The 21,985-nt window shown below is 66.8% G+C and carries 15 protein-coding genes and 5 pseudogenes; 11 read left to right on the forward strand and 9 right to left on the reverse strand.

All coding sequences use genetic code 11. From position 1 onward, the window contains the following. Together thiC and IPP28_00010 are read right to left on the reverse strand one after the other, a co-directional pair. Nucleotides 1-1,502 (reverse strand): annotated as a pseudogene (gene thiC / locus IPP28_00005) (phosphomethylpyrimidine synthase ThiC). Nucleotides 1,503-1,596: 94 nt separating this feature from the next. After that, nucleotides 1,597-2,567, reverse strand: a pseudogene (locus tag IPP28_00010) (sodium-dependent bicarbonate transport family permease). On the opposite strand from IPP28_00010, the pseudogene IPP28_00015 reads away from it, so the two are divergent. From IPP28_00015 to ubiM, 3 genes and pseudogenes are all read left to right on the forward strand, one after another. Beyond that, nucleotides 2,496-2,999: pseudogene (locus IPP28_00015) on the forward strand (DUF4215 domain-containing protein). The pseudogenes IPP28_00010 and IPP28_00015 sit on opposite strands and share 72 nt — an antisense overlap. Before the next feature lie 265 nt (nucleotides 3,000-3,264). Beyond that, nucleotides 3,265-3,579, forward strand: a complete 315-nt coding sequence (locus IPP28_00020; protein MBL0039453.1) for a proprotein convertase P-domain-containing protein — start codon at nucleotides 3,265-3,267, stop codon at nucleotides 3,577-3,579. A 107-nt stretch (nucleotides 3,580-3,686) separates the two neighbouring features. Then, on the forward strand, nucleotides 3,687-4,931 hold the full coding sequence (gene ubiM / locus IPP28_00025) for a 5-demethoxyubiquinol-8 5-hydroxylase UbiM (GenBank protein MBL0039454.1): 1,245 nt from the start codon (nucleotides 3,687-3,689) through the stop codon (nucleotides 4,929-4,931). A gap of 132 nt (nucleotides 4,932-5,063) precedes the next feature. Here the strand turns inward: ubiM and IPP28_00030 are convergent, their stop codons facing one another. Next, a complete protein-coding gene (locus IPP28_00030) occupies nucleotides 5,064-5,735 on the reverse strand; it encodes a TetR/AcrR family transcriptional regulator (GenBank protein MBL0039455.1) in 672 nt (223 codons plus the stop codon). Between the two features lie 74 nt (nucleotides 5,736-5,809). On the opposite strand from IPP28_00030, the gene IPP28_00035 reads away from it, so the two are divergent. Together IPP28_00035 and IPP28_00040 are read left to right on the forward strand one after the other, a co-directional pair. After that, nucleotides 5,810-6,913 carry an efflux RND transporter periplasmic adaptor subunit gene (locus IPP28_00035; protein MBL0039456.1) on the forward strand — a complete coding sequence of 368 codons (1,104 nt, stop codon included), beginning with the start codon at nucleotides 5,810-5,812 and terminating at the stop codon, nucleotides 6,911-6,913. Next, entirely contained in the window at nucleotides 6,910-10,020 is a 3,111-nt protein-coding gene (locus tag IPP28_00040; protein ID MBL0039457.1) for an efflux RND transporter permease subunit, read from the forward strand. Before IPP28_00035 ends, IPP28_00040 begins: the two co-directional genes overlap by 4 nt. 7 nt (nucleotides 10,021-10,027) lie before the next feature. On the opposite strand, the pseudogene IPP28_00045 reads toward IPP28_00040, so the two are convergent. From IPP28_00045 to IPP28_00070, 6 genes and pseudogenes are all read right to left on the reverse strand, one after another. After that, nucleotides 10,028-11,891, reverse strand: a pseudogene (locus IPP28_00045) (ATP-dependent DNA helicase). A 68-nt stretch (nucleotides 11,892-11,959) separates the two neighbouring features. After that, nucleotides 11,960-12,484 (reverse strand): hypothetical protein, encoded by a 525-nt coding sequence (locus IPP28_00050; protein MBL0039458.1) that lies wholly within the window; start codon nucleotides 12,482-12,484, stop codon nucleotides 11,960-11,962. Next, the gene (locus IPP28_00055) at nucleotides 12,474-13,238 is read right to left on the reverse strand and encodes a hypothetical protein (GenBank protein MBL0039459.1); all 765 of its coding nucleotides are present in this window, start codon (nucleotides 13,236-13,238) and stop codon (nucleotides 12,474-12,476) included. The genes IPP28_00050 and IPP28_00055 overlap by 11 nt, the downstream gene beginning before the upstream one ends. A 35-nt stretch (nucleotides 13,239-13,273) precedes the next feature. Then, nucleotides 13,274-13,600 (reverse strand): hypothetical protein, encoded by a 327-nt coding sequence (locus tag IPP28_00060; protein MBL0039460.1) that lies wholly within the window; start codon nucleotides 13,598-13,600, stop codon nucleotides 13,274-13,276. Then, nucleotides 13,534-14,808, reverse strand: coding sequence for a transglycosylase domain-containing protein (locus IPP28_00065; protein MBL0039461.1), 1,275 nt, complete (start codon nucleotides 14,806-14,808; stop codon nucleotides 13,534-13,536). Before IPP28_00065 ends, IPP28_00060 begins: the two co-directional genes overlap by 67 nt. Before the next feature lie 94 nt (nucleotides 14,809-14,902). Continuing rightward, nucleotides 14,903-15,643 (reverse strand): hypothetical protein, encoded by a 741-nt coding sequence (locus IPP28_00070; protein MBL0039462.1) that lies wholly within the window; start codon nucleotides 15,641-15,643, stop codon nucleotides 14,903-14,905. Between the two features lie 995 nt (nucleotides 15,644-16,638). Between IPP28_00070 and IPP28_00075 the strand changes: the two genes are divergently transcribed. From IPP28_00075 to IPP28_00100, 6 genes and pseudogenes are all read left to right on the forward strand, one after another. Next, nucleotides 16,639-17,979, forward strand: coding sequence for a glycosyltransferase family 2 protein (locus tag IPP28_00075; GenBank protein MBL0039463.1), 1,341 nt, complete (start codon nucleotides 16,639-16,641; stop codon nucleotides 17,977-17,979). After that, complete coding sequence (locus IPP28_00080; protein MBL0039464.1) at nucleotides 17,901-19,052, forward strand: hypothetical protein; 1,152 nt, start codon at nucleotides 17,901-17,903, stop codon at nucleotides 19,050-19,052. Before IPP28_00075 ends, IPP28_00080 begins: the two co-directional genes overlap by 79 nt. A gap of 310 nt (nucleotides 19,053-19,362) precedes the next feature. Continuing rightward, nucleotides 19,363-19,825: pseudogene (locus IPP28_00085) on the forward strand ((2Fe-2S)-binding protein). Between the two features lie 11 nt (nucleotides 19,826-19,836). Further along, nucleotides 19,837-20,457, forward strand: a complete 621-nt coding sequence (locus IPP28_00090; protein MBL0039465.1) for a molybdopterin-dependent oxidoreductase — start codon at nucleotides 19,837-19,839, stop codon at nucleotides 20,455-20,457. 108 nt (nucleotides 20,458-20,565) lie between these two features. After that, nucleotides 20,566-21,324, forward strand: a complete 759-nt coding sequence (locus IPP28_00095) for a molybdopterin-dependent oxidoreductase (protein MBL0039466.1) — start codon at nucleotides 20,566-20,568, stop codon at nucleotides 21,322-21,324. A 169-nt stretch (nucleotides 21,325-21,493) separates the two neighbouring features. Further along, nucleotides 21,494-21,772, forward strand: coding sequence for a hypothetical protein (locus IPP28_00100; protein MBL0039467.1), 279 nt, complete (start codon nucleotides 21,494-21,496; stop codon nucleotides 21,770-21,772). The last annotated feature ends 213 nt before the right edge of the window (nucleotides 21,773-21,985 follow it).

Consider the following 21,985-nt stretch of genomic DNA (forward strand, 5'->3'; position numbering starts at 1 on the left):
CGAGATTGAACTGGTCCTGCCAACGAACTCGAAACGCGCCTTTGCTAGCGTTGTCGCGGGCCGTGCGCCCGATGACTCCTTGAGAGATCAGCTGCGTGCGCGGTAGGTGGCTGATGTGCCGTCGCGCACGTCCTGCTTGTTCGGCAGGCCGAGGTGTTCCTGCGGCGTGACGTAGCAGAGCATGGCGGTGCCGTACCAGCCGATCATCGCCGCGCCGATCGCGCTGGTGATGTGGTCGTAGCCGGGCGCGATGTCGGTGGTCAGCGGGCCGAGCGTGAACGGCGCTTCGCCGCACCGCGCAGCCGCTTGTCCATGTTCTCCTTGATCAACTGCATCGGCACGTGGCCGGGGCCTTCAGATCACGGTCTGCATTGTCGTGCTTCCAGGCGATCTTGGTCAGTCCGCCGAGCGTTCCAGTTCGGGCGAACTGGGCGCGATCGTTGGCATCGGCAATCGAGCCCGACGCAGGCTGTCACCGAGCCGAGAAGGCGACGTCGCAGGCCTGCGATGTCGCAGATCTCTTCGAAAGCGTGTAGAGGAAGGATTCCTTTGTGATGCGCCAATCACCACTTGGGCATGGGATCGAACCGCCGCGCGAGACGATGCCGGTGACACGACGCGCGGTCAGCGGCACAGGCCAGGCGCACACCGGCATGGATCGTGAAGTAGTCGACGCCCTGCTCGGCCTGTTCGATCAGCGTGTCGCGGAAATGTCCCAGGTCAGTTCTTCGGCACGGCCGTCGACTTTTTCCAGCGCCTGGTAGATCGGCACGGTGCCGATCGGCACCGGCGAATTGCGCATGATCCATTCGCGCGTTTCGTGGATGTGCTTGCCGGTCGACAGGTCCATGACCGTATCGGCGCCCCAGCGGATCGCCCACACCATCTTTTCGACTTCCTCGGCAATCGAACTCGTCACCGCCGAATTACCGATGTTGGCATTGATCTTCACCCGGAAGTTGCGGCCGATGATCATCGGCTCGGTTTCCGGATGGTTGATGTTGTTCGGGATGATCGCGCGGCCCGCGAGCGACTTCGTCGCGCACGAACTCGGGCGTGATCAGGCTCGGGATCGCCGCACCGAACGACTCGCCTGCATGCTGCTTGAAACCGCCGAGCGCGCGCAGCGATTCGAGCTTCGCGTTCTCGCGGATCGCGATGTACTCCATCTCGGGCGTGACGATGCCGCGCTTCGCATAGTGCATTTGCGAGACGTTGGCGCCGGACTTCGCGACACGCGGCGCATGCACGCGCGGGAAGCGCACCGCGGCGAGTTTCGGATCGGCCGCGCGCTGGCGCCCGTACTGCGAACTGAGGTCGGGCAGACGCGTCGTGTCGTCGCGCGCGTCGATCCACTGCGCACGCAGCTCGGCCAGGCCGGCCGTCAGGTCGATGCGCACCGAGTCATCGGTATACGGTCCCGAGGTGTCGTAGACGGCGAACGGCGGATTCTTCTCGGCACCGAACACCTTCGGCGTGTCGCTCAACGCGATCTCGCGCATAAAGGGTCTCTCTCAGCCGGCGCATGGCGCGGCACCCCCGCTGGCGCGCATTGAAGCAGGTTTCAGGGCCAGGCGGGAGTCGCGTCGCAGGCGCTCACTGTTCAGCAGCCCATCGCGCCACCGCGTGGTAAATCGGAATGCCGAACAGGATGTTGAAGGAAAGGTCAGACCGAGCGACATGCCGAAGTACAGCGACGGATTCGCCTCGGGGATCGCCTGTCGGACTACCGCAGGCACGGCGATGTAGGACGCGCTGGCGGCCAGCACCATGAGCAGGGTGGTGTCGCCGACGGACAAGCCCTGCAACCCGCGCCAGCCCCGGGCCATGGCGGCATGGACCCAGGGCGCCAGCAAGGCATAGAGCAGCAACCACGGCGACTTGCCGCGCAGCTCACCGATGTTGCGCGGAGGCAGCAGGCCCATATCGAGCAGGAAGAACGACAGCATGCCCTTGAAGAGATCGCCCGAGAACGGTTGCATGGCGCGTTCGCCGGACTCCCCGTCACTACACCCACGACCATCGCGCCCAGCAACAGCAGCTGCGCGCCATCGGTGAAGGACTCATGCAGGGACCTTGGACGGCGAGATCGCCGACCTCGGCCCCTCGCCGCCGTCGTGCTGCTGCCGCGTCCAGTTCGCCAGCATGACCGCCATGACGATGGCCGGTGATTCCATGAGCGCCATGGCCGCCGCCATGTGCCCACCGTACGGCACGTGATTCTGTTCGAGGAACTGGACGGCGGTGATGAACGTGACCGCGCTCACCGAACCGTAGGTCGCCGCCAACGCCGCCGCGTCATAGCCGTTGAGGAACCGACGCAAGATCAGGTAGCCGAGCGCAGGAACGCTGACGGCCATCAACACCGCTAGCGCCAAACTGGAGACCACATCCGGGGTAAGGCCGGATTCGCGCAACGCAAACCCGCCCTTCAGACCCAGCGCCATCAACAGGTACAGGGACAGGAACCGTGCGATCGGCGGGGGGATCTCGAGATTGGAGCGAACGAATCCGGCCAGCAAGCCGAACACGAAGAACAGGATGGCGGGGTCGAGCAGATTCTGCATGGCAACCTCGAAGTAAACCGCACGATTGTTTCATCACGCGTGTCGCGAACGCGTCAATCCGACGGGCTCGAGCGGCGTGACTGCGGTTTTCGTCCCGGCTACGCGGCGTCGCCGGAGACCCGTCTTGACTCGGAACCTGATCGCAAGCTTGCTCGTGTTCGGCGTCGCGTCGAGCCCTGTCGTTCTTGCCGGCGACAGCGGCGTCGGCGATGTGTTCTCGCCCTTGTTGACGGCAACCCGGACGGCGGCGACGGCTGCAATCGCCGATTCTGCTTCGTCGAAACCGGCTACCAATGCATCGGGGAACCGTCGGTCTGCCTGTCGATCTGCGGCGATGGCGTGATTGCCAGCAACGAGCAGTGCGATGACGACAACCCTTTGAACAACGATGGCTGTTCGGACACGTGCACGATCGAGGCACCCTATACCTGCATCGGCAGCCCTTCTGTCTGCCAGTCGCCGTTCGAAATCAACTGCAACGACAGCCTCGATAACGATGGCAACGGACTCATCGACTGTGCCGACGTCCGTTGCCCTGCACTGCAATGCATCGGTGGGTGCGTACGCCGCCGGCCAGACCGCCGTGGTGTACACCTCCGCGGATGTCCCCAAGTCGATCCCGGACAACCAGCCCGTCGGCGTCGGCAGCGCAATCGCGGTCGGCGGGCGAGGACAGGTGCAGCGCGTGGTGATGCGGTTGAACGCAACCCACACGTCCGATTCGGATCTCGACATCGCCCTGCTCGCACCGGACGCCACCAGCGTCGAGACCTCCACCGACAATGGTGCCTCAGGCGCCAACTACACGAACACGATATTCAACTCGGCCTGTGCCACCGCGATCACCAGCGGATCGGCGCCATTTACGGGCTGCTTCCGCCCGGAGTCGTCCTATGTCGCGTTCAACGGGAAACAGGCCCAAGGCGCCTGGCAGCTGCGCATTGCTGACGACGCGAGCGGTGACATCGGGACCTTGAATGCGTGGTTGCTGGCCCTGTGCGTGTCGCAGTGACGCACCCCCGCCGACACCGAGTCGATGCGCGCCGCGCCGACCTGATCTGAGTCAACGCACGGCCGCGGGCCATGCTCGACGATGCCGCGTTCCCACGGAGCGCGCCCATGAGCGACATCCACGACATTTTGATCATCGGTGCCGGCCCGGCCGGCTTGAGTCTGGCCGGCGTGCTCGCGCGCCAAGGCTTGGCCGTCTGCATCGCGGATCCGGGCACACGCGAATCGCTGGCGCAACCGCTGGACGATGGCCGCGAGATCGCCTTGACCCCACTGTCGCGGCAATTGCTCGAGGACTGGGGGCAATGGCCGCTGCTCGGCTCCGACGAATTCGCGCGACTGCGCGAGGCACAAGTCTTCGACGGCGATTCGACCGAGCCGATGCGCGTGTCGACACCGCAGGGCGCGGCCGCGCTCGGCTGGATGGCCAGCAACCACGCGCTGCGTCGCGTCGCTTACGCGGTGGCGACGGCACAGGAGGGGATCGACTGGCGGCTCGGGCGCAAGGTCGTCGAGGTGAGGAACGAGGCCACGCATGCTCAAGTCACACTCGACGATGGAACGCTCTGCCGAGCCCGGCTCGTGGTCGCGGCCGACAGCCGCTTCTCCAGCAGTCGCCGCGCCGCCGGCATTGCCGCGCGTCATCGCGATTTCGGGCGCAGCATGCTGGTCTGTCGCATGCGCCTCGAAAAACCGCAGCCCGGCATCGCCTGGGAGTGGCTGGCGTATGGCCAGACCTTGGCCCTGTTGCCGCTGCAGCATGATCTCGCCTCGGTGGTCATCACCTTGCCGCCCGCGGACATCGCAGGTCTGCAGTCGCTGTCGCCCGAAGCGTTCAACGACGAGGTCGCGCGCCATTACGCGCATCGGCTCGGCGCGATGCATCTGGTCGGCGAACGCCATGTCTATCCGCTGGTCGGCGTGGCGCCGGAACGCCTCGTGGCCGAACGCTTCGCTTGCATCGGCGACGCCGCGATCGGCATGCACCCGATCACCGCACACGGCTACAACCTCGGCCTGCGCGGCATCGCCTTGCTGGCCGACCGCATCCTGCTCGCGCAACGTCGCGGTCGCGATTTCGCCGCGATGGATGTGCTGGTCGACTTCGAGCGTGACCTGCGCGCCATCGCGCAACCGCTCTATCTGGCGACGCTGTCGGTGGTGCACCTGTACGGCGACGACCGTCCGTTGATGCGTGTCCTGCGTCGGGCATTGCTGCGCGTCGCCGAGCATGCGGCGCCGTTCCGGATGCTGCTCACTGCGGCCCTGGCTGGCCGCGAAACGCGCCCGCCGATGCCGCTGCGCCTGATCGCACGCTTGGCGGCAGTGCTGCCAGGACGGAGCGCGCGTTAATCGAGCGGCGCCGCCGCTGCCTTTCGAACTGCGTTGCCGCACCGTGCTGTCGGAAGAACTCGTGGTGCCTGCGGCCGTCGACGACCCCGAGATCCAGCGCGACGAGAACGGTCACGCTGCCAGCACCCGCGGTCAGCGACCGCGATCCGCGCTGGGCCGCCCGTAGGCACGCAGGAACATCTCGACGACGCTGTCGATGTGCGCGGCAGTTTCCTTGCGCGGCACCGGCTTCGAGCAGCCGCACAGTTGCTTCAGATGACCAATGCCCTTGAGCAGGCAGAAGAAGTGTTGCGCAGCGCGCGGCGGATCGGGGATGTCGAGCTGCTTGGCGGCGATCGCCTGATTCAGAAATCGCTCGAAATCCGACAATGTCTTGCGCGGACCGGCGTCGAAGAACAACTCGGCCAGATGGGCGTCCTGGCCCGCATTCGCGATCATCATGCGATGCAAGGACAACGATTCCGGACTGTGGATCAGGCCGTGAAAGCCGTGTGCAATCGCGAGCAGGGCGTCGCGGATCGGCGCACCGTCCGGCACGTGGAAGATCGCCGCCGGCATCTGCTGCTCGCACTTCGACTCGACCGCAGCCTTGAACAGTGCGTCCTTGTCGCCGAAGTGGCTGTAGACGGTGAGTTTGGACACCTCGGCGACTTTCGCGATCGTGTCCATGCTGGTGCCGTCGAAGCCATGGGTGGCGAACAATTGCTTGGCGGCGTCGAGGATGGCATCCCGCTTGCCCATGTCCTTGGGCCGCCCCTGTGGCTGCGGTTTTTTCTTCGACACGGGCTTCACGGATTTGGTCATAACAATACTGGACAGTTCGGTTTAGTAACCATACTATACCGGCCGGTTCATTAACCCGTCCACCGGAATCTGCCATGTCCTTGCCCGCGCGCCTGTCCGTTGCTGCACTCGTGTCCTTGTTCGTTCTCGTTGCAGCCGGTTGTGGCGGCTCCGGCAAACCGCTGGAGCCGGCCAAGCCCGCGATCGTGGTCAAGCCGATTCCACTCGAAGCCATGGCGATCGAAACCTATGCCGGCGACGTGCGTGCGCGCGTGCAGAGCACGCTGGGCTTTCGGGTCGCCGGCAAGATCGACAAGCGGCTGGTCGATGTGGGTGCCCGCGTGCGCAAGGGCCAGGCACTCGCCACCCTCGTCCCCGACGACTTGAACCTGCAGGTCAGCGCTTACGAGGCAGCCGTGGCCTCGGCCGAAGCGAATCTTGCGCTGGCCGACGCCGAACTCGAACGCCATCGCCAACTGCTCGACCGGAAGTACATCAGCCAGGCGTTGTTCGATGCCCGCGCGAACCAGCAGAAAGCCGCCGCAGCGGGGCTGGAACAGGCCCGCGCGCAACTCGAAGTGGCACGCAACCAGACCACTTACACACAGCTCGCGGCCGATGCCAGCGGCGTGATCACGCAGATCATGGCCGAGGTTGGCCAGGTGGTGTCACCCGGCCAGCCGGTGGCCGCGCTGGCGCATGAAGGCGAACTCGAAGTCGCCATCGACGTGCCCGAATCGCGGGTCGGCGAGTTCAAGCCGGGACGTGTCGTCATCGCGGAAATGTGGGCCGCCAGCGGCAAGCGTTATCCGGCCACGATACGCGAGGTATCGCCCCAGGCCGATCCGGCCACGCGCACCAATGCCGTCAAGGTCGCATTCGACGCCCCCGATGGCGACGTGCAGCTTGGCCGCACCGCACGCATCTTCCTGACCGACGCGGCACGTGCATCCTCGGTCCTGGTGCCGCTTTCGGCGGTGCACGAGAAGGACGGCAAGCCGGCGGTGTACATCGTCGATGCGAAGACGAAACAGGTGGCCTTGCGTGAAGTGACGCTCGGCGTCTATCGCGAGGATGGCGCGACCGTCACCGGTGGTCTCGCGGCCACCGATTGGGTCGTCGCGAACGGCGTCCACAAGCTGCAGCCGGGCCAGGCAATCAAGCCGATCGACCGCGACAACCGTCCGGTGACGCTGTGAGCGGCTTCAATCTCTCCGAATGGGCGCTGCGCAATCGCTCATTGGTGCTGTATTTCGCCATGGTGTTCGCGATCGCCGGCATCTGGTCGTACATGCGCCTTGGCCAGAGCGAGGACCCGCCGTTCACTTTCAAGGCCATGGTCGTGCGCACGATGTGGCCAGGTGCAACAGCGGAAGAGACCGCGCGCCAGGTCACCGAGCGCATCGAGGAAAAGCTGCAGGAGCTGCCGCAGCTCGAATTCATCCGCAGCTATTCACGGCCGGGCGAATCGAACGTGTTCGTGGTGGCCAAGGATTCGCTGCCGTCGAAGGACATGCCCGACCTGTTCTACCAGGTGCGCAAAAAGATCAACGACATCCGGCATACCTTGCCGCAGGGCTCGCAGGGTCCGTTCGTCAATGACGAGTTCGGCGATACCTTCGGCAACATCTACGCGCTGGTCGGCGACGGCTTCGACTATGCCCTGCTGAAGTCCTATGCCGAGCGCGTGCAGTTGCAGTTGCTGCGCGTGCCGGACGTGGCCAAGGTCGAACTGATCGGCTTGCAGGACGAACGCGTCTACGTCGAGATCTCGAACGCCAAGATCGCGACCTTCGGTCTCGATTTCGGCGCGGTCGTGCAGCAGCTCGAGCAGCAGAATGCGGTGACCGCCGGCGGCAGTTTCGAAACCGCCCAGGACCGCATCTTCGTGCGCGCCAGCGGCGCCTTCGAGTCGGTCGACGCGATCCGCAACATCACCATTCGCGGCAACGGCCGGCTGTTCCGGCTCGGCGACGTCGCCGAAGTGCATCGCGGCTTCGTCGATCCGCCCGCGGCGCGCATGCGCTTCCTCGGCAAGGAAGCGATCGGCCTCGCCGTCGCGATGAAGAAGGGCGGCGACATCGTCCGTCTCGGGCGCGCGCTGGACGAAGCCACCGCCAGCATCGAGAAGGACCTGCCGGTCGGACTCGAATTCGGTCGCGTCGCCGACCAGCCGCGCGCGGTGCGCAACTCGATCGCGGAATTCGTCCGCACCCTGGCCGAAGCGGTGATCATCGTGCTCGCGGTCAGCTTCTTCTCGCTCGGTTACCGCACCGGCCTGGTGGTCGCGCTGTCGATCCCGCTGGTGCTGGCGATGACCTTCGCCGCGATGAAGTTCTTCGACATCGGGCTGCACAAGATCTCGCTCGGTGCGCTGGTGCTGGCGCTGGGCTTGCTGGTCGACGACGCGATCATCGCGGTCGAGATGATGGCGGTGAAGCTCGAACAGGGTTACGACCGCGTCCGCGCGGCCGCATTCGCCTATTCGAGCACCGCGTTCCCGATGCTCACCGGGACACTGATCACCGCGGCCGGATTCCTGCCGATCGCGACGGCGCAGTCCGGTACCGGCGAATACACGCGCTCGATCTTCCAGGTCGTGACCATCGCGCTGATCCTGTCCTGGATCGCCGCCGTGGTGTTCATTCCCTATCTCGGCTACCGCCTGCTGCCGGACGGCGACAAGCTCAAGGCCGCGCATGCCGGACATGATCTCTACGACACGAACTTCTATCGGCGCTTCCGCGACGTGCTGGAGTGGTGTCTCGACCACCGTCGTACCGTGATCGCGGCGACCGTGCTCGCCTTCGTCGTATCGCTCGGCCTGTTCCGCTTCGTGCAGCAGCAATTCTTCCCGGCCTCGACGCGACTGGAACTGATGGTCGACATGAAGCTGCCCGAGGGCAGTTCCCTGCATGCGACCGAACGCGCGGTGACGAAGCTCGAGCGTTTCCTGGACCAGCAGAAGGGCATCGAGAACTATGTTGCCTACGTCGGCTCCGGCTCGCCGCGCTTCTACCTGCCGCTCGACCAGCAACTGCCGCAGGCCAGCTTCGCGCAGTTCGTCGTGCTGACCGAGTCGATCCAGGCGCGTGAAGCGCTGCGCGGGCGATTGATCCAGTTGTTCGAAGACGACTTCACCGAGTTGCGCGGTCGCGTCACACGCCTCGAGAACGGGCCACCCGTGGGATTCCCGGTGCAGTTCCGGGTGATGGGCGAGGACATCCCGACGGTGCGCCGCATCGCGCGCGACGTCGCCTCGGTGATGCGCGCGAATGCGGACATCGCCAACGTGCATCTCGACTGGGAGGAACCGAGCAAGGTCATCCGCCTGAACATCGACCAGGACCGGGCACGCCAGATGGGCGTGAACTCGCAGGGCCTGTCGCAATTCATCCAGAGCTCGATCTCGGGTTCGCGCATCACCCAGTACCGCGAGGACGACGAAATCATCGACGTGATGCTGCGCGGCCCGGTCGAGGAACGCGCCAAGCTGTCGCTGCTCGATTCGCTCGCGATCCCGACCGAGTCCGGGAAGTCGGTGCCGCTGGCGCAGATCGCGACCATCGAGTACGGCCTTGAGGAAGGCATCATCTGGCGGCGCAATCGCCTGCCGACGGTGACCGTGCGCGGCGACGTCTATGGCCAGGTCCAGCCGCCGACGGTCACGAAGCAGATCGATACGCAGCTCGCCACGCTGCGCGCGAACCTGCCGCCGGGGTACCTGTTGCAACTCGGTGGCACGGTCGAGGACAGTGGCCGCGGCCAGGCGTCGGTGAATGCCGGCGTGCCGCTGTTCATCGTCGTCGTGCTGACCCTGCTGATGTTCCAGCTCAAGAGTTTTTCGCGCACCTTCCTGGTGTTCCTGACGGCACCGCTGGGCATGATCGGCGTGACCCTGTTCCTGCTGCTGTTCAACACGCCGTTCGGCTTCGTCGCGATGCTCGGCACGATCGCGCTGTCCGGGATGATCATGCGCAATTCGGTGATCCTGGTCGACCAGATCGACCACGACATCGGCGAGGGCATCACGCCCTGGGACGCGGTGGTCGGTTCGACCATTCGCCGCTTCCGGCCGATCGTGCTGACTGCACTCGCGGCGGTGCTGGCGATGATCCCGCTGATGCGCAGCGCCTTCTTCGGACCAATGGCGGTGGCGATCATGGGCGGCCTGATCGTCGCCACGTTGCTGACCTTGTTGTTCCTGCCGGCGCTGTATGCGCAGTGGTTCAAGGTGGCGCGACCCGAGGTCAAGCCGGCCGAACTCGGCGACGATCCGTGGCCGGGTGACGAGATCGAGGCCTGAGCCCCGATCAGAACGGTGCCGGATCGGTGTCGCGCGCGAAGAATTCCTGCACGTCCGCGAGTTCGCGCGTGCGCGGCATCGGCGGCAGGCTGTCGATGAAGGTGCGGCCGTAGCCCTGGGTCACCTAAGGCGCGGATCGCCGAACATCAGCACGCCGCGATCATGGATGTCGCGGATCAGCCGTCCGGCGCCCTGCTTCAGCGCGATCGCGGTTTGCGGAATCTGCAGCTGCGCGAACGGATTGCCGCCCTGTTCGCGGATCGTGCGGATGCGTGCATCGAGCACCGGATCGTCCGGCGGCGCGAACGGCAGCTTGTCGATCACGACCACGCTCAGCGCATCGCCGCGCACATCGACCCCTTCCCAGAAACTCGCAGCGCCGAGCAGCACGCCATCACCCGAAGCACGGAACGCTTCCAGCAGGGCCGAGCGCGGCGCGGTGCCCTGCACGAACAGCGGGAAACGCGAATGCGCCAGCAGTTCCGCGGCCTGTTTCAGCGCGCGGTGCGTGGTGAACAACAGGAAAGCTCGCCCATTCGACGCCTCCAGCACCGGCATCGCGAGATTGACGACCGCGCGCGTGTGCTCGGGTGAATTCGGCGCCGGCAAACCCTTGGGCAGATACATCAGGCCTGGTTGGCGTAGTCGAACGGACTTGCCAGGGCCAGCGTGCGCGGCTGCTGCAGCCCCATCTGCGCCAGGTAGTGGTTGAACTTGCCGGCCACCGCCAGCGTCGCCGACGTGAAGATCCACGCCGCCTTGAGTCGCTCGCGGAACTCGCGCAGGGGCTCGGACGCATCGAGCGGCGTCGCGGTCACGGTCAGGTGGCGCTCGCTGGTTTCGTACCAGAGCACGTGGCCATCCGGTTCCGGGTCGCGCCATAGCGACAACTGCTGAACGAATACGCCGGCACGTTCGGCGCAGGCGGCCAGGCCTTCGCTGGCATCGGCCAAGAGATCGAGCGCCGCAGTCAATGTCTCGAGGGCTTGCGCGACGCGATCGATCGCGTCGCGTACTGCGGCCCGTTCGCGCAAGGGCGGCCAGGCCCCGCGCGCGGCTTCGCCCTGCAGCGCGAGGCGCAGCTTCTTGACCTGGTCCTCGATCGCCGGCGCCACCGTGACCAGGGCCGAGCGCGCGCCGGCGACATCGCCGGCTTCGCGCAATGCATCCTGGGCAAGATCGGCCAATTGCCGGGTCGACAAGGATTCGCCGAAGAACTGTCCGGCGAGATCGGGCAACTGGTGCGCCTCGTCGACGATGAACAGGTTGGCACCGGGCAGGATCTCGCCGAAACCTTCGCGCCGGATCGCCAGATCAGCGAACAGCAGGTGATGGTTCACGACCACGACATCGGCTTCCTGCGCGGCACGGCGCGCCTTCACCACGAAGCAGTCGTTGAAGAAGGCGCATTCCGAACCGAGGCAGTTCTCGCTGGTCGAGGTGACGCGCGGCAGGATGGCGGCGTCTTCGCTCAATCCGTCGCACTCACCCAGATCACCCGAACGCGTGGTGGCGGCGAAATCGAGCACGACATTCAATTCGGCCAGCATCGCGCGATTCGGGAACTGGCCCTCGCGCTTGGCCTTGTCGAGGCGATACCAGCAGACGTAGTTTGCGCGTCCTTTCAGCAATGCGGTCTTGGCAGGGATGCCGAGCGCACGATGCACGCGCGGCAGATCGCGATGGAACAGTTGGTCCTGCAGCGCCTTGGTGCCGGTCGAGATGATCACCCGTTGACCGCTTTGCAGTGCCGGGACCAGATAGGCAAAGGTCTTGCCGGTACCGGTGCCGGCCTCGACCACGAGTTCGCCGCCATCGCGGATCGTGTCCTCGATCGCGGTCGCCATGTCCTGTTGCACGGCGCGCGGCATGAAGCCTTCGATCGCTGCAGCCAGCGCGCCGCCTTCCGCCAGCGTCTGCGCGGCGCGCGAGGTCACCCTCACATCCGGATCGGTGCAGGCACCGGGCAGGCATCGGCCTTGCCGCGTGCGTCGGCCTCGCCGATGGCATCGTGCGCCTCATGCCGGGCCGCGGCCACGGTCAGCCAGTTGCGCACGCACAGGCCGCCGAGCTTGGGACCGATCGCCTCGGACTTGCGCGCATGCGCGACGGCATCGTCGAAGCGACGCTCGGCCAGCGCGATCTCGGCGCGCCATTGCCACAGCGCCGGATCGTCGGGCGTGATCGCGAGCGCAGCATCGAGGGTGGCATCGGCGGCATCGAACTGTCGGGCGGCCTCGGCGACGCGCGCCTTCTGGCGCAAGTCCTCGACCGCGGCTTCCTGCAACGGCATCACTTCCACGTTCGAGGGCAGCTTCCGTGCCTCGGCGCGAATCTCGGCCACCCAGTCGCGCGGCGGTGGCTCGGGCGCCTTCGCCACCGGCTTCGGCGGCGCCTTGGTCGCACAGGCGGCCAGCGCAAGGACAGCGATCAGGGCCGCCAGTCGACGGGATTCAAAGTTCATCATCATCGTTCCATTGTCCATCGGCCGACGGCGGTTCGCGATGCAAGACGCGGTTGCGGAACCAGTCATCGATCGTCCAGCGGTCGCAGTCCATGTAGTCGGTCGGCTCGTAGCCGCGAATGAAGGGCAAGGCGCGCGCGCCCTCGCATTCGGCACTGGTCGCGCGCTGGGTCTGCGGATCGATCCAGCGCACCACCGGATTGTGCCCGAGATCGAGTTGCAGCGGCTCGCTCGGCAGTTTCTCGAACAGCGCCGCCCACAGCCGCATCGCACCGGTCGAGCCGTAGAAGCCGGTCTTCTTGTTGTCGTCGCGGCCGAGCCAGACCACGGCCAGGTGCCCGCCGGTGAATCCCGCGTACCAGGAGTCGCGCTGATCATCCGAGGTGCCGGTCTTGCCGGCGACGTCGAGATCGCCGAGACCCAATCCGATCAGGGCCGCACCGGTGCCGGTGCGCGAGCCTTCCTGCATCGCGAAGCTGACCAGGCGCGCCGCTTCGACCAGTTCGCCGGCCCGCTGTGGTGCACGGTAGCGCGCGATCGTGCGGCCATTGCGATCGATCACCGCAGTGACCGACGACAGCGGCAGCTGGTGCCCGTCGGCGGCGAGATACTGGTAGGCCTGCGCGACTTGCAAGGGCGTCATTTCGGTCGCACCGAGCAGCAGCGACGGATGCGGCGAGACGTCAACGCCGGGCACCAGGGCTTCGAGCAGGCGCTCGACCTTCTGCACGCCGACATCGAGCCCGAGATGCACGGTCGCAAGGTTGTAGGACCGTGCCAGCGCGTCGATCAGGCGACGTCACCATGCTCGAGGTTGTCGGAGTTCCGCGGCTGCCAGGTCTGGCCGTTACGCTGTCGCAACGCGATCGCGCGGTCCGGCAACAAGGTCATCAGCGACCAGCGCTCCGGTTGTGCCAGGGCGACCAGATTAACGAAGGGCTTGACCAGCGAACCAATCGGGCGCGCCGCCATCGCCGCGCGATTGAATCCGGGCCGCTGCGGATCACGGTCGCCGACCACCGCCTCGATCGCTCCGGTCGACGCACGCGTCACCACCATCGCCGTCTGCAGGCCGCTGGTGTCCTTGGCCAGCGTCTTGATCTTCTCGGCGACCACGCGCTCGGCATAGTCCTCGTCGATGGCGCCAACGTGGTGTGGATGGCGAGCCCTTCGCTGGACAGTTCGGCGGCGTCGTAGTCGCGCGCGATCTGCGCCTGCACCAGCTCGATGAAACCCGGATAGCGGTTGCGCGCAATCGCGCCGCTCGCGGTCACGTTCAGCGCGAGCCGCTGTTGGCCCTTGGCTTCGATGGCGCTGAGCAGCCCGGCCTCCTGCATCTCGCGCAGCACCAGGTTGCGCCGCTTCAGCGCGTTCGCCGGTGAACGTCGCGGGTCGTACAGCGACGGCCCCTGGATCATGCCGACCAGCAGGGCCATCTCGTGCGGCGCCAGCGCTTCGAGGTCGCGCCCGAAATAGAACTCGGCTGCAGCGCCGACGCCATGCACCGATTGCGCGCCATGCTGGCCGAGGTAGACGTCGTTGAGGTAGGCCTCGAGGATCGCACCCTTGCTGTAACGCGCCTCGATCAGCAGGGCGAGTCCGATCTCGTTGAATTTGCGCGCCCACTTCTTGCGCCGATCGAGGAACTGGTTGCGCACCAGCTGCTGGGTCAGGGTCGACCCGCCCTGCGACAGTTCGCCCGCCTTGACGTTGACGAACATCGCCCGCGCCATGCCCCAGGGATCGATGCCGTGATGGGTCGCGAAGTCCTTGTCCTCGACCGCGAGCAGGGTGCGCAGGAACAGCGGCGGCACCTCGTTGATCTTGACCAGTCGCGGTTCCTGGCGAGCCTTGCCATACAGCGTCGCGATGCGCGCCGGATCGATCCGCACCGATTCCAGCGCCCGCTTCGCCGCCACGTCCTCCAGTTTGCCGACGCGCCGGTTCGCCAGCGTGACCCGGATCCGTCGCGAGGGCTGCGCACCGGCCCCATCGACGAAGGCGCGCGTCTGGATCAGGAAACTGTTGCCGTCACGCGCATAACTGCCCGGCTGCAGCGCGTCGGTGGCCTGGCCGTAACGCGCGGCGTCGAGTTCGAGCAGCAGGGTCTCGGCATCCATGGCGCGACCGGGACGCAGCTCCAGTGCCCGCGCATAGACGCGACTTGGCGTATCGAAGCGCAGGCCATCGAATCCGGCACGCACCAGCCGGTCCAGATACCAGAGATAGGGACCGAGAAAACCGATCGCGAGGCCCAGTCCCAGCCAGATCGGCACCCGGAACCAGCGGTAGAACCTGCGCAACAGGTCGAGGAAACGGGCCAAGCGGACACCGGGGACGAGGAATGGCGTCGCAGTCTAACGGAGCGAATTTGCGCCTCGCATGGCGGCCCGCGGGCGATTCCGCGATAATTCAGTCTCAGCGCACCACCCAGAGTGCGCAGCGCCCAACTCCGTGACCCATGCCCGCCCGCTCTGCGTGGCCGTGCTCGGCCAGCCCAACGAGGCCTGGCTGGGTGCGTTGCTCGCGCAACTTCCCCCCGACATCGAACTGGTCGTGCTCGATGCGCATGCGCGCGTCGTCGACAGCGTCGATGTCGGCCAGACCACCTTGCGCGTGCTCGCCAACGCAGCGCTGCCGCCATTCGCGATCCGGCGCCTGCGGGATGCGGCGGCGGCGGTATCGGGCTTCGATGTGGTCACCGCGGCCGATGTCGGCGTCGCGACGCTGAACCCGTTGCCGGAAGCGCAAGCGTTCGCGGGCGATGCGATGACGCTCGATGCCGCGCTGTGGTTGCTCGGCACCCGCAGCGTGCGCCCGTGCGATGCGGCGGCCGGCGCGCTCGCCCTGCTCGGGCCGGAGGCCGCGGCGCGCATGGCCCAGGGCCTGCCCCTGCGTTATGGCGTCCTGGACAGTCTGCACGTCGCGGCCGCGGGCGCACCGTTGCGGGGCCCGGACGCGCCCGAACATCGCCATCTCGCGGCACCGCAGGTGGCGCTCGCGATCTTGCGCGCCGAACTCGCGGTCGCGCCGACCTTGCCGAACCTGCGTCCCGGACTGGACCGTCGCGGCGTGGTGCTGCACGTCCTGCACGGCTGGGGCGGCGGCATCGAACAGTTCGCGCATGATCTCGCCGAAGGCGACAGCGAGCGCTGGCACCTGGCGCTCTTTGCGCGCGGCGAATCGTCGCGACAACGCTGCGGCGAAGTGCTGGAGCTGGCCTTGCTGCAGGCCGGCCGGGCATGGCCGCTGGCGCGCTTCGAACTGGCTGCGGCGATCACCACCTGCGCCATCGACAGCGTCGAATGGCGTGCGGTGTTCAGAACAGATCCGGCTGCGCTTCGGCGTCGGCAGCGTGATCGTGTCCTCGCTGATCGGACACTCGCTCGATGCCTTGGCTACCGGCCTGCCGACCGAACACGTCTGCCACGACTACTTCCCGCTGTGGCCAGTGCTGCATGCCGATTTCGATGCCGTCGACGGCACCGCAAACTCGCTTGCGCAGGCGCTCGTGCAGGCGCGGGCACCGGAGTTCCCGTTCGCCGAGCGCGAGCCGGCATTCTGGCTGGCGTTGCGTGCCGCGTTCGTGGCACGGATGTCGAGCGAACAGGTGGTCCTGAGCGCACCGACCGACGGCGTGCGCCGCAATTGGCTGCGCCTGGCACCCGAACTCGCCACTCGCCGTTTCGACCTGATCGGCCACGGCCTGCGCGCCTTCGCTACGACCCCGCTGCCGAAGCCGCCGGTGCGGGGTCGCATGCGCATCGTCGTGCTCGGACGCCTGAACGGCGGCAAGGGCGAACGCCTGTTGCGCGCCCTGCTCGCGACCGATCTGCGCGAACACGCGGAACTGTTCCTGGTCGGCTGCGGACGCAGCGGCCTCGGCTTCCTCGGCGAACGCGACGTGCACCTGGTCTTCGACTATCGCCGTGACGAACTGCCGCAGTTGCTGGCTCGCATCGCTCCCGACGCCGCCCTGTTGCCGGCCACGGTTGCCGAGAGTTTCAGTTACACGCTCAGCGAACTGCGGGCGCTCGGCATCCCGGTGATCGCGACGCGACTCGGCGCCTTCGCGGAACGGATCACGCATCCGCATGATGGCCTGCTGGTCGAACCCGATGCAGGCGCGATCGCGGCCCTGATCGCCGAACTGCATGACGAACCCTGCCGACCAGCGCCTGCAGGAATGTCATCGTCTGGAAGGCATGATCGACGAACTGCATGGCCGCATCGGCGGACTGGTCCACGACTTCGACGAGCGCACCGCCTGGGCGCGGCAGCTCGATGCCGAAGTGCAACGACTCGGCCGCGAACTGCTGGCGGCCGCACAACGTCATGACGACGCACAACAGGACTGGCAGGCCGCGGCGGCGCATTTCCAGCGCGAAATCGCACGCCTCGAGGCGGAGAAAGCCGAATTGCTCGCGAGCCTGAGCTGGCGCTTGACCAAGCCGCTGCGTTTCGCGCGCCGCCAGTTCGGCCACGCGAGCGTACAGCTCGGCTATCTCGCGCGGCGCGCGCTCGGCCTGCCGCCGCGCGTGCTGCGCAGCCTGCGCGTGCGCGGCCTCAAGGGCACGCTCGAACGTGTGCGCGGCAGCGATGCGCCTGCGGTACTGGACCTGCCCAAGCCCGAACTGCTGGTCGACGAGGCCGCGACCCCAGCGTCGCCGATCGTGCTGCCGCGCGCCGCATCGCCACGCGCCAGCATCGTCATCCCGGTCTACAACAAGTGGCGCTACACCGAGGCCTGCCTGCGCTCGCTCGCCAAGGAGACCCAGCGTTCCGGTTTCGAGGTCATCGTCGTCGACGACGGCTCCAGCGATGAGACCTGGGAACGTCTGCAGCAGGTCGAGGGCATCACCGCGCATCGCAATGCCGAGAACCTCGGCTTCGTCGGCTCCTGCAATGCCGGTGCGGCCCTGGCGCGGGGCGAATACCTCGTCTTCCTCAACAACGACACCCAGGTCGCGCCGAACTGGCTGGACACCCTGCTCGACACCTTCGACCAGCATCCGCGCGTCGGCACGGTCGGATCGCAGCTGGTCTATCCGGATGGGCGCCTGCAGGAAGCCGGCGGCATCGTCTTCAGCGACAGCTCCGGCTGGAACTATGGCCGCTTCGGCGACCCGCGCGATCCGGCCTGCAATTTCGTGCGCGAAGTCGACTATTGCTCGGGCGCCGCGATCGCGATTCCGCGCGCGCTGTTCGAGCAGCGCGGCGGCTTCGATGCACGCTATGCGCCGGCTTACTACGAAGACACCGACCTCGCCTTCCAGGTGCGCGAAGCCGGCCTGCGCGTGCTCTATCAGCCGGCATCGACCGTGTTCCATTTCGAAGGCGTATCGGCCAGCACCGACGACGACCGGGATGAAGAAGTACCAGGTCATCAACCAGCAGAAGTTCCTCGAACGCTGGCTTGGCGGTTACCGCAAGCAACCGCAGCCGGGCATCGATTGCGCTCGCGCGCGAACACCGTGTCGGTCGGCGCGTGCTGATTGTCGATGCGACCACGCCGCATCCGGACGAGGATTCCGGTTCGGTGCGCATGGTCAATCTGATGCAGTTGCTGGTCGCACTCGGCGCCAGGTCTGCCTCTTCGCCGCGAACCGCGCGTTCGACGGCCGCTATTCGGAAGCGCTGCAGCAGCTCGGCGTCGAGGTCCCTGTATCACCCCGTGGATGCCCGAGCCGATGCGCTGGCTGCGCGAGAACGGTGCGCAGTTCGATGCGGTGATCCTGAGTCGCCACTACGTCGCCCGCCGCTGCTGCAGGCCGTGCGCCACTACGCGCCGCAGGCAACTAGTGTTCGATACCGTCGACCTGCATTACCTGCGCGAGAACGCGAGGCCGCGCTCGCCGACCGCGAGGACCTGCGCCGGCCAGGCGACGCCTCGACCAAACTGGCCGAGTTGCGGCTGATCCGGCAAAGCGACGTGACCCTCGTGGTCAGCCCGGTCAGGCAGGAGCTGCTGCAGCGCGAGGTGCCGGGTGCACGCATCGAGGTGCTGTCGAATGTGCATAAGTGGTCGGCCTTCGCGCCGGCTTCCGAACAACGCGAGGACCTGTTCTTCGTCGGCGGTTTCAGCATCAACCGAACATCGATGCGATGCTGTGGTTCGTGCATGCGATCTGGCCGCTGGTCGCGAAGGCACTGCCGGACGCGCGCTTCCCACATCGTCGGCAGTCGCATGCCGGACGCGATCAGAGCACTTTCGCCGGCGGCGCGCGTCATCGTGCCGGTTTTCCTGCCTTCGCTCGACGAGATGCTCGACGGCTGCCGACTGTCGTGGCGCCGCTGCACTACTGACGCCGGCGTGAAGGCAAGGTCAGCAGAGCATGGCGCATGGTCAACCGGTCGTCGCGACCACGGTCGCCGCCGAAGGCATGACCTGAAACACGAAGTCGACGTGCTGGTCGCCGATGACGCCGAAGCGTTCGCTCGGGAAATCATCCGCTCTCTACACCGACGACCCTCTGGACCCAGCTCGCCGACGGCGCCCCTCGCCAACATCGCCACGCACTTCAGCTTCGCCGCGGCGACGCAGGCGCTGAAGAGAGTCCTGGGGTAATCCGGCGCCGGTCGAAACTCGAGAGTGTCGGCCGATGTCATGGGTACGAAGATCGATTCCGGAACGGCGCGACGTCGTTCGCGCCCTATTTCGTGGGCGCCGTTGCCTGCCCGCGAACGCTGCGACGCGTTCGTTTCCCGCACTGGAACGGCTCCGGAAATTGGAATAGTGTGGCCCCGGTCCGGCGGATATCGATTCACCGTTCCTTCTTGCAGCGGCACATGCCGGACGGTGCCAAAGGCAGTGCCCGGCGAATGCGGAACCCAGGGTTCTCTCCGCCCCCACTTCAGGCCCGTACCAGGAGCGCGACATGGCTTTCGAACTGACGATCAACGGCAAAGCGGTGCCGGTGGATGCCCCTGACGACATGCCGCTGCTGTGGGTGTTGCGTGACATCGCGGATTGACCGGCACCAGAGTACGGCTGCGGCATGGCCCAGTGCAGCGCCTGCACGGTGCATCTCGCCGACCAGCCGATCCGCAGTTGCGTCACGCGCAAGTGCACTGGTCGGCCAGCCGATCCACCACGATCGAAGCGCCTTCGCCACCGGTCCGGTGGCGAAGACCGTCTGAAAGACGCGTGGGTCGCCGGTGCGGTGGCGCAGTGCGGCTACTGCCGACGGACAGATCATGGCCGCGGTCGCGCTGCTGGAAAGCAACCGCAATCCTGGCGACGACGACATCGATGCGGCGATGGCCGGCAATCTCTGCCGCTGCGCCACCTATCAACGCATCCGCGCGGCGATCAAGTCCGCGGCCGCGACGCTGGCCTGAGGAGCACGGACATGTTCCAACGGTCGCGACTCTCCGCCCTGGCCACCGCCATCGCGACACCCACGCTGTCGCGTCGCCAGTTCGTCCTCGGCGCCAGCCTGGTCGGAACGGCGCTGATGGTCGGCTGCCGCATGGACGCCGACGATGACGCTGCGCCTGCCGCCCACGCGACTGTCAAACCCGCGGCGGGTTCGCCGTTCGAGGCCTACATCGCGATCGCGGCCGATGGTTTCGTCACCGTGTATTCCAGCCAGTTCGACATGGGCCAGAACTCCTACCACGGCCTGGCGACACTGGTCGCGGAAGAACTCGACGTGGCGCTGGACAAGGTGCAGGTCGAAGGCCGCGCCGGCAATCCGACGTGGTACGGCAACCTCGTGATGGGCGGCGCGTTCCAGCTCCACCGGCGGCTCCAGCAGCATGCCTTCGTCGTGGGAGCGCTACGCACACGCAGAGCCAGCTGCGCCGCGCGCGAACTGCTGAAGCAGGCGGCCGCGACGCAGTGGAAGGTCGAGATCGGCGAACTCACGACCGCGAACGGCGAGGTCGTGCATGCCGACGGCCGCCGCGCGACTTACGCCAGCCTGATCGCCGCCGCCGCGCCTTTGCGGTGCTCGGCGAAGTGGCGTTGAACGACGCGAAGGCGTGGACGCTGATCGGCAAGGACGAGACTGCGCGCATCGACGCGCGCCAAGTCCGACGGTACCAGGCCTACACCATCGACATCCGCTTGCCCGGGCATGCTGGTCGCGACCGTGGCACACAGCCCCGCGCTTCGGCGGCAAGGTCGCTTCGTTCGACGCCACCGCAGCAAGGCGGTGGCGGGCGTGGTCGACGTGGTCCAGATCTCGCGCGGCGTGGCGGTGGTGGCGAACAACACCTGGGCCGCGATCAAGGGCCGCGAAGCGCTGCAGGTGACCTGGGACGACAGCGGCGCGGAGATGCGTTCGTCGGAAGCGATGTTCGCCGAGTACGCCACCCTGTCGACACAGGACGGCAAGGTCGCGCTGCAGCGCGGCGACGCCAAGGCCGCGCTGGGCAAGGCCGCGAAAACGATCGAAGCGACGTACCGTTTTCCTTATCTCGCCCATGCGGCGCTGGAACCGCTGAACGCCGTCGTCCACAAGGACGGCGAGCGCCTGCACATCCACGGCGGGCTGCAGATGCCCGACGCGGTGCGAACCACCTGCGCCCGGATCGCCGGCGTGAAGCCCGAGCAGGTCGACCTGCACGTGATGAAGACCGGCGGCGGCACGGTCGGCGCGCGGTGGCCAACTGCGACGTGTTCGTCAAGTCACCGGATTGCCAAGCGCTGGCGTTCCCGGCTCGATCAAGCTGCGCGTGGACGCACAGGAGCCGACATGGGCGGCGGCCGTTATCGTCCGCTGCACCTGCACCGCGTTGCGCGTGGGGTCTCGATGCCGACCAACAGATTCACCCGGCTGGGCGCATCCATCGTCAAGGCCAGTCGATCGCCAGCACGCCGTTCGAAGCGATGATGATGCAGGGCGGCATCGATCCCGGCGGCCGCGCCCTGTGACGGCGTCGCCGAGCACGCCGTACGCGCTGCCGACATCGACGTGCGCGTCACCGCATCCGGCGTCGCCGGTGCCGTGATATGGTGGCGGTCCGATCGGCCACACTCACACCGCGTACGTGATGCAGACCATGCTCCGACGAGATCGCGCCACCGCGACTGCGCGGGACCCGGTCGCGCTGCGGCTGGCGCTATTGCCGGAGGCGGACGCGCGCGAGCGCGCGGTACTGTCGCTGGCCGCCGACAAGGCGGGCTGGTCGCAACCGGTCACGACCGGTCACTTCCGCGGCGTGGCCATGCATCAATCGTTCAGCGGCTACGTCACCACCGTCGCCGAAGTCTCGAAGACCGCCGACGGCGGCATCCAGGTCGGGCGCTGCGTGGTGGCCTCCGACTGCACGGCACCGTGATCAATCCCGACGTGGTGCGCGCAGCTAGAAGGCGGCACCGGCTTCGGGCTGAGCGCGATGCTCGGGGAAACGATCGCGCTGGACGACGCGCGCCGACCCGCGCGCAACCGACGCCTACCGGGTGCTGCGGATCGATGCGATGCCGTCCCGGTCGAAGTGCATGCTGCCTTCGACCGTCGCGCCGACCGGCATCGGCGAATGCGCAGTGCCGCC

The organism is Lysobacterales bacterium (genome assembly GCA_016721845.1).
Classification (GTDB): Bacteria; Pseudomonadota; Gammaproteobacteria; order Xanthomonadales; family Ahniellaceae; genus JADKHK01.

What these genes read in the sequence shown, in the direction of transcription:
- IPP28_00075 (MBL0039463.1), top strand. Translation starts at nt 16,639, where the DNA reads ATGACGAACCCTGCCGACCAGCGCCTGCAGGAATGTCATCGTCTGGAA.
- IPP28_00030 (MBL0039455.1), bottom strand. Translation starts at nt 5,735, where the DNA reads ATGACCAAATCCGTGAAGCCCGTGTCGAAGAAAAAACCGCAGCCACAG.
- ubiM (MBL0039454.1), top strand. Translation starts at nt 3,687, where the DNA reads ATGAGCGACATCCACGACATTTTGATCATCGGTGCCGGCCCGGCCGGC.
- IPP28_00035 (MBL0039456.1), top strand. Translation starts at nt 5,810, where the DNA reads ATGTCCTTGCCCGCGCGCCTGTCCGTTGCTGCACTCGTGTCCTTGTTC.
- IPP28_00095 (MBL0039466.1), top strand. Translation starts at nt 20,566, where the DNA reads ATGCTGGTCGCGACCGTGGCACACAGCCCCGCGCTTCGGCGGCAAGGT.
- IPP28_00050 (MBL0039458.1), bottom strand. Translation starts at nt 12,484, where the DNA reads ATGAACTTTGAATCCCGTCGACTGGCGGCCCTGATCGCTGTCCTTGCG.
- IPP28_00090 (MBL0039465.1), top strand. Translation starts at nt 19,837, where the DNA reads ATGTTCCAACGGTCGCGACTCTCCGCCCTGGCCACCGCCATCGCGACA.
- IPP28_00100 (MBL0039467.1), top strand. Translation starts at nt 21,494, where the DNA reads ATGCTCCGACGAGATCGCGCCACCGCGACTGCGCGGGACCCGGTCGCG.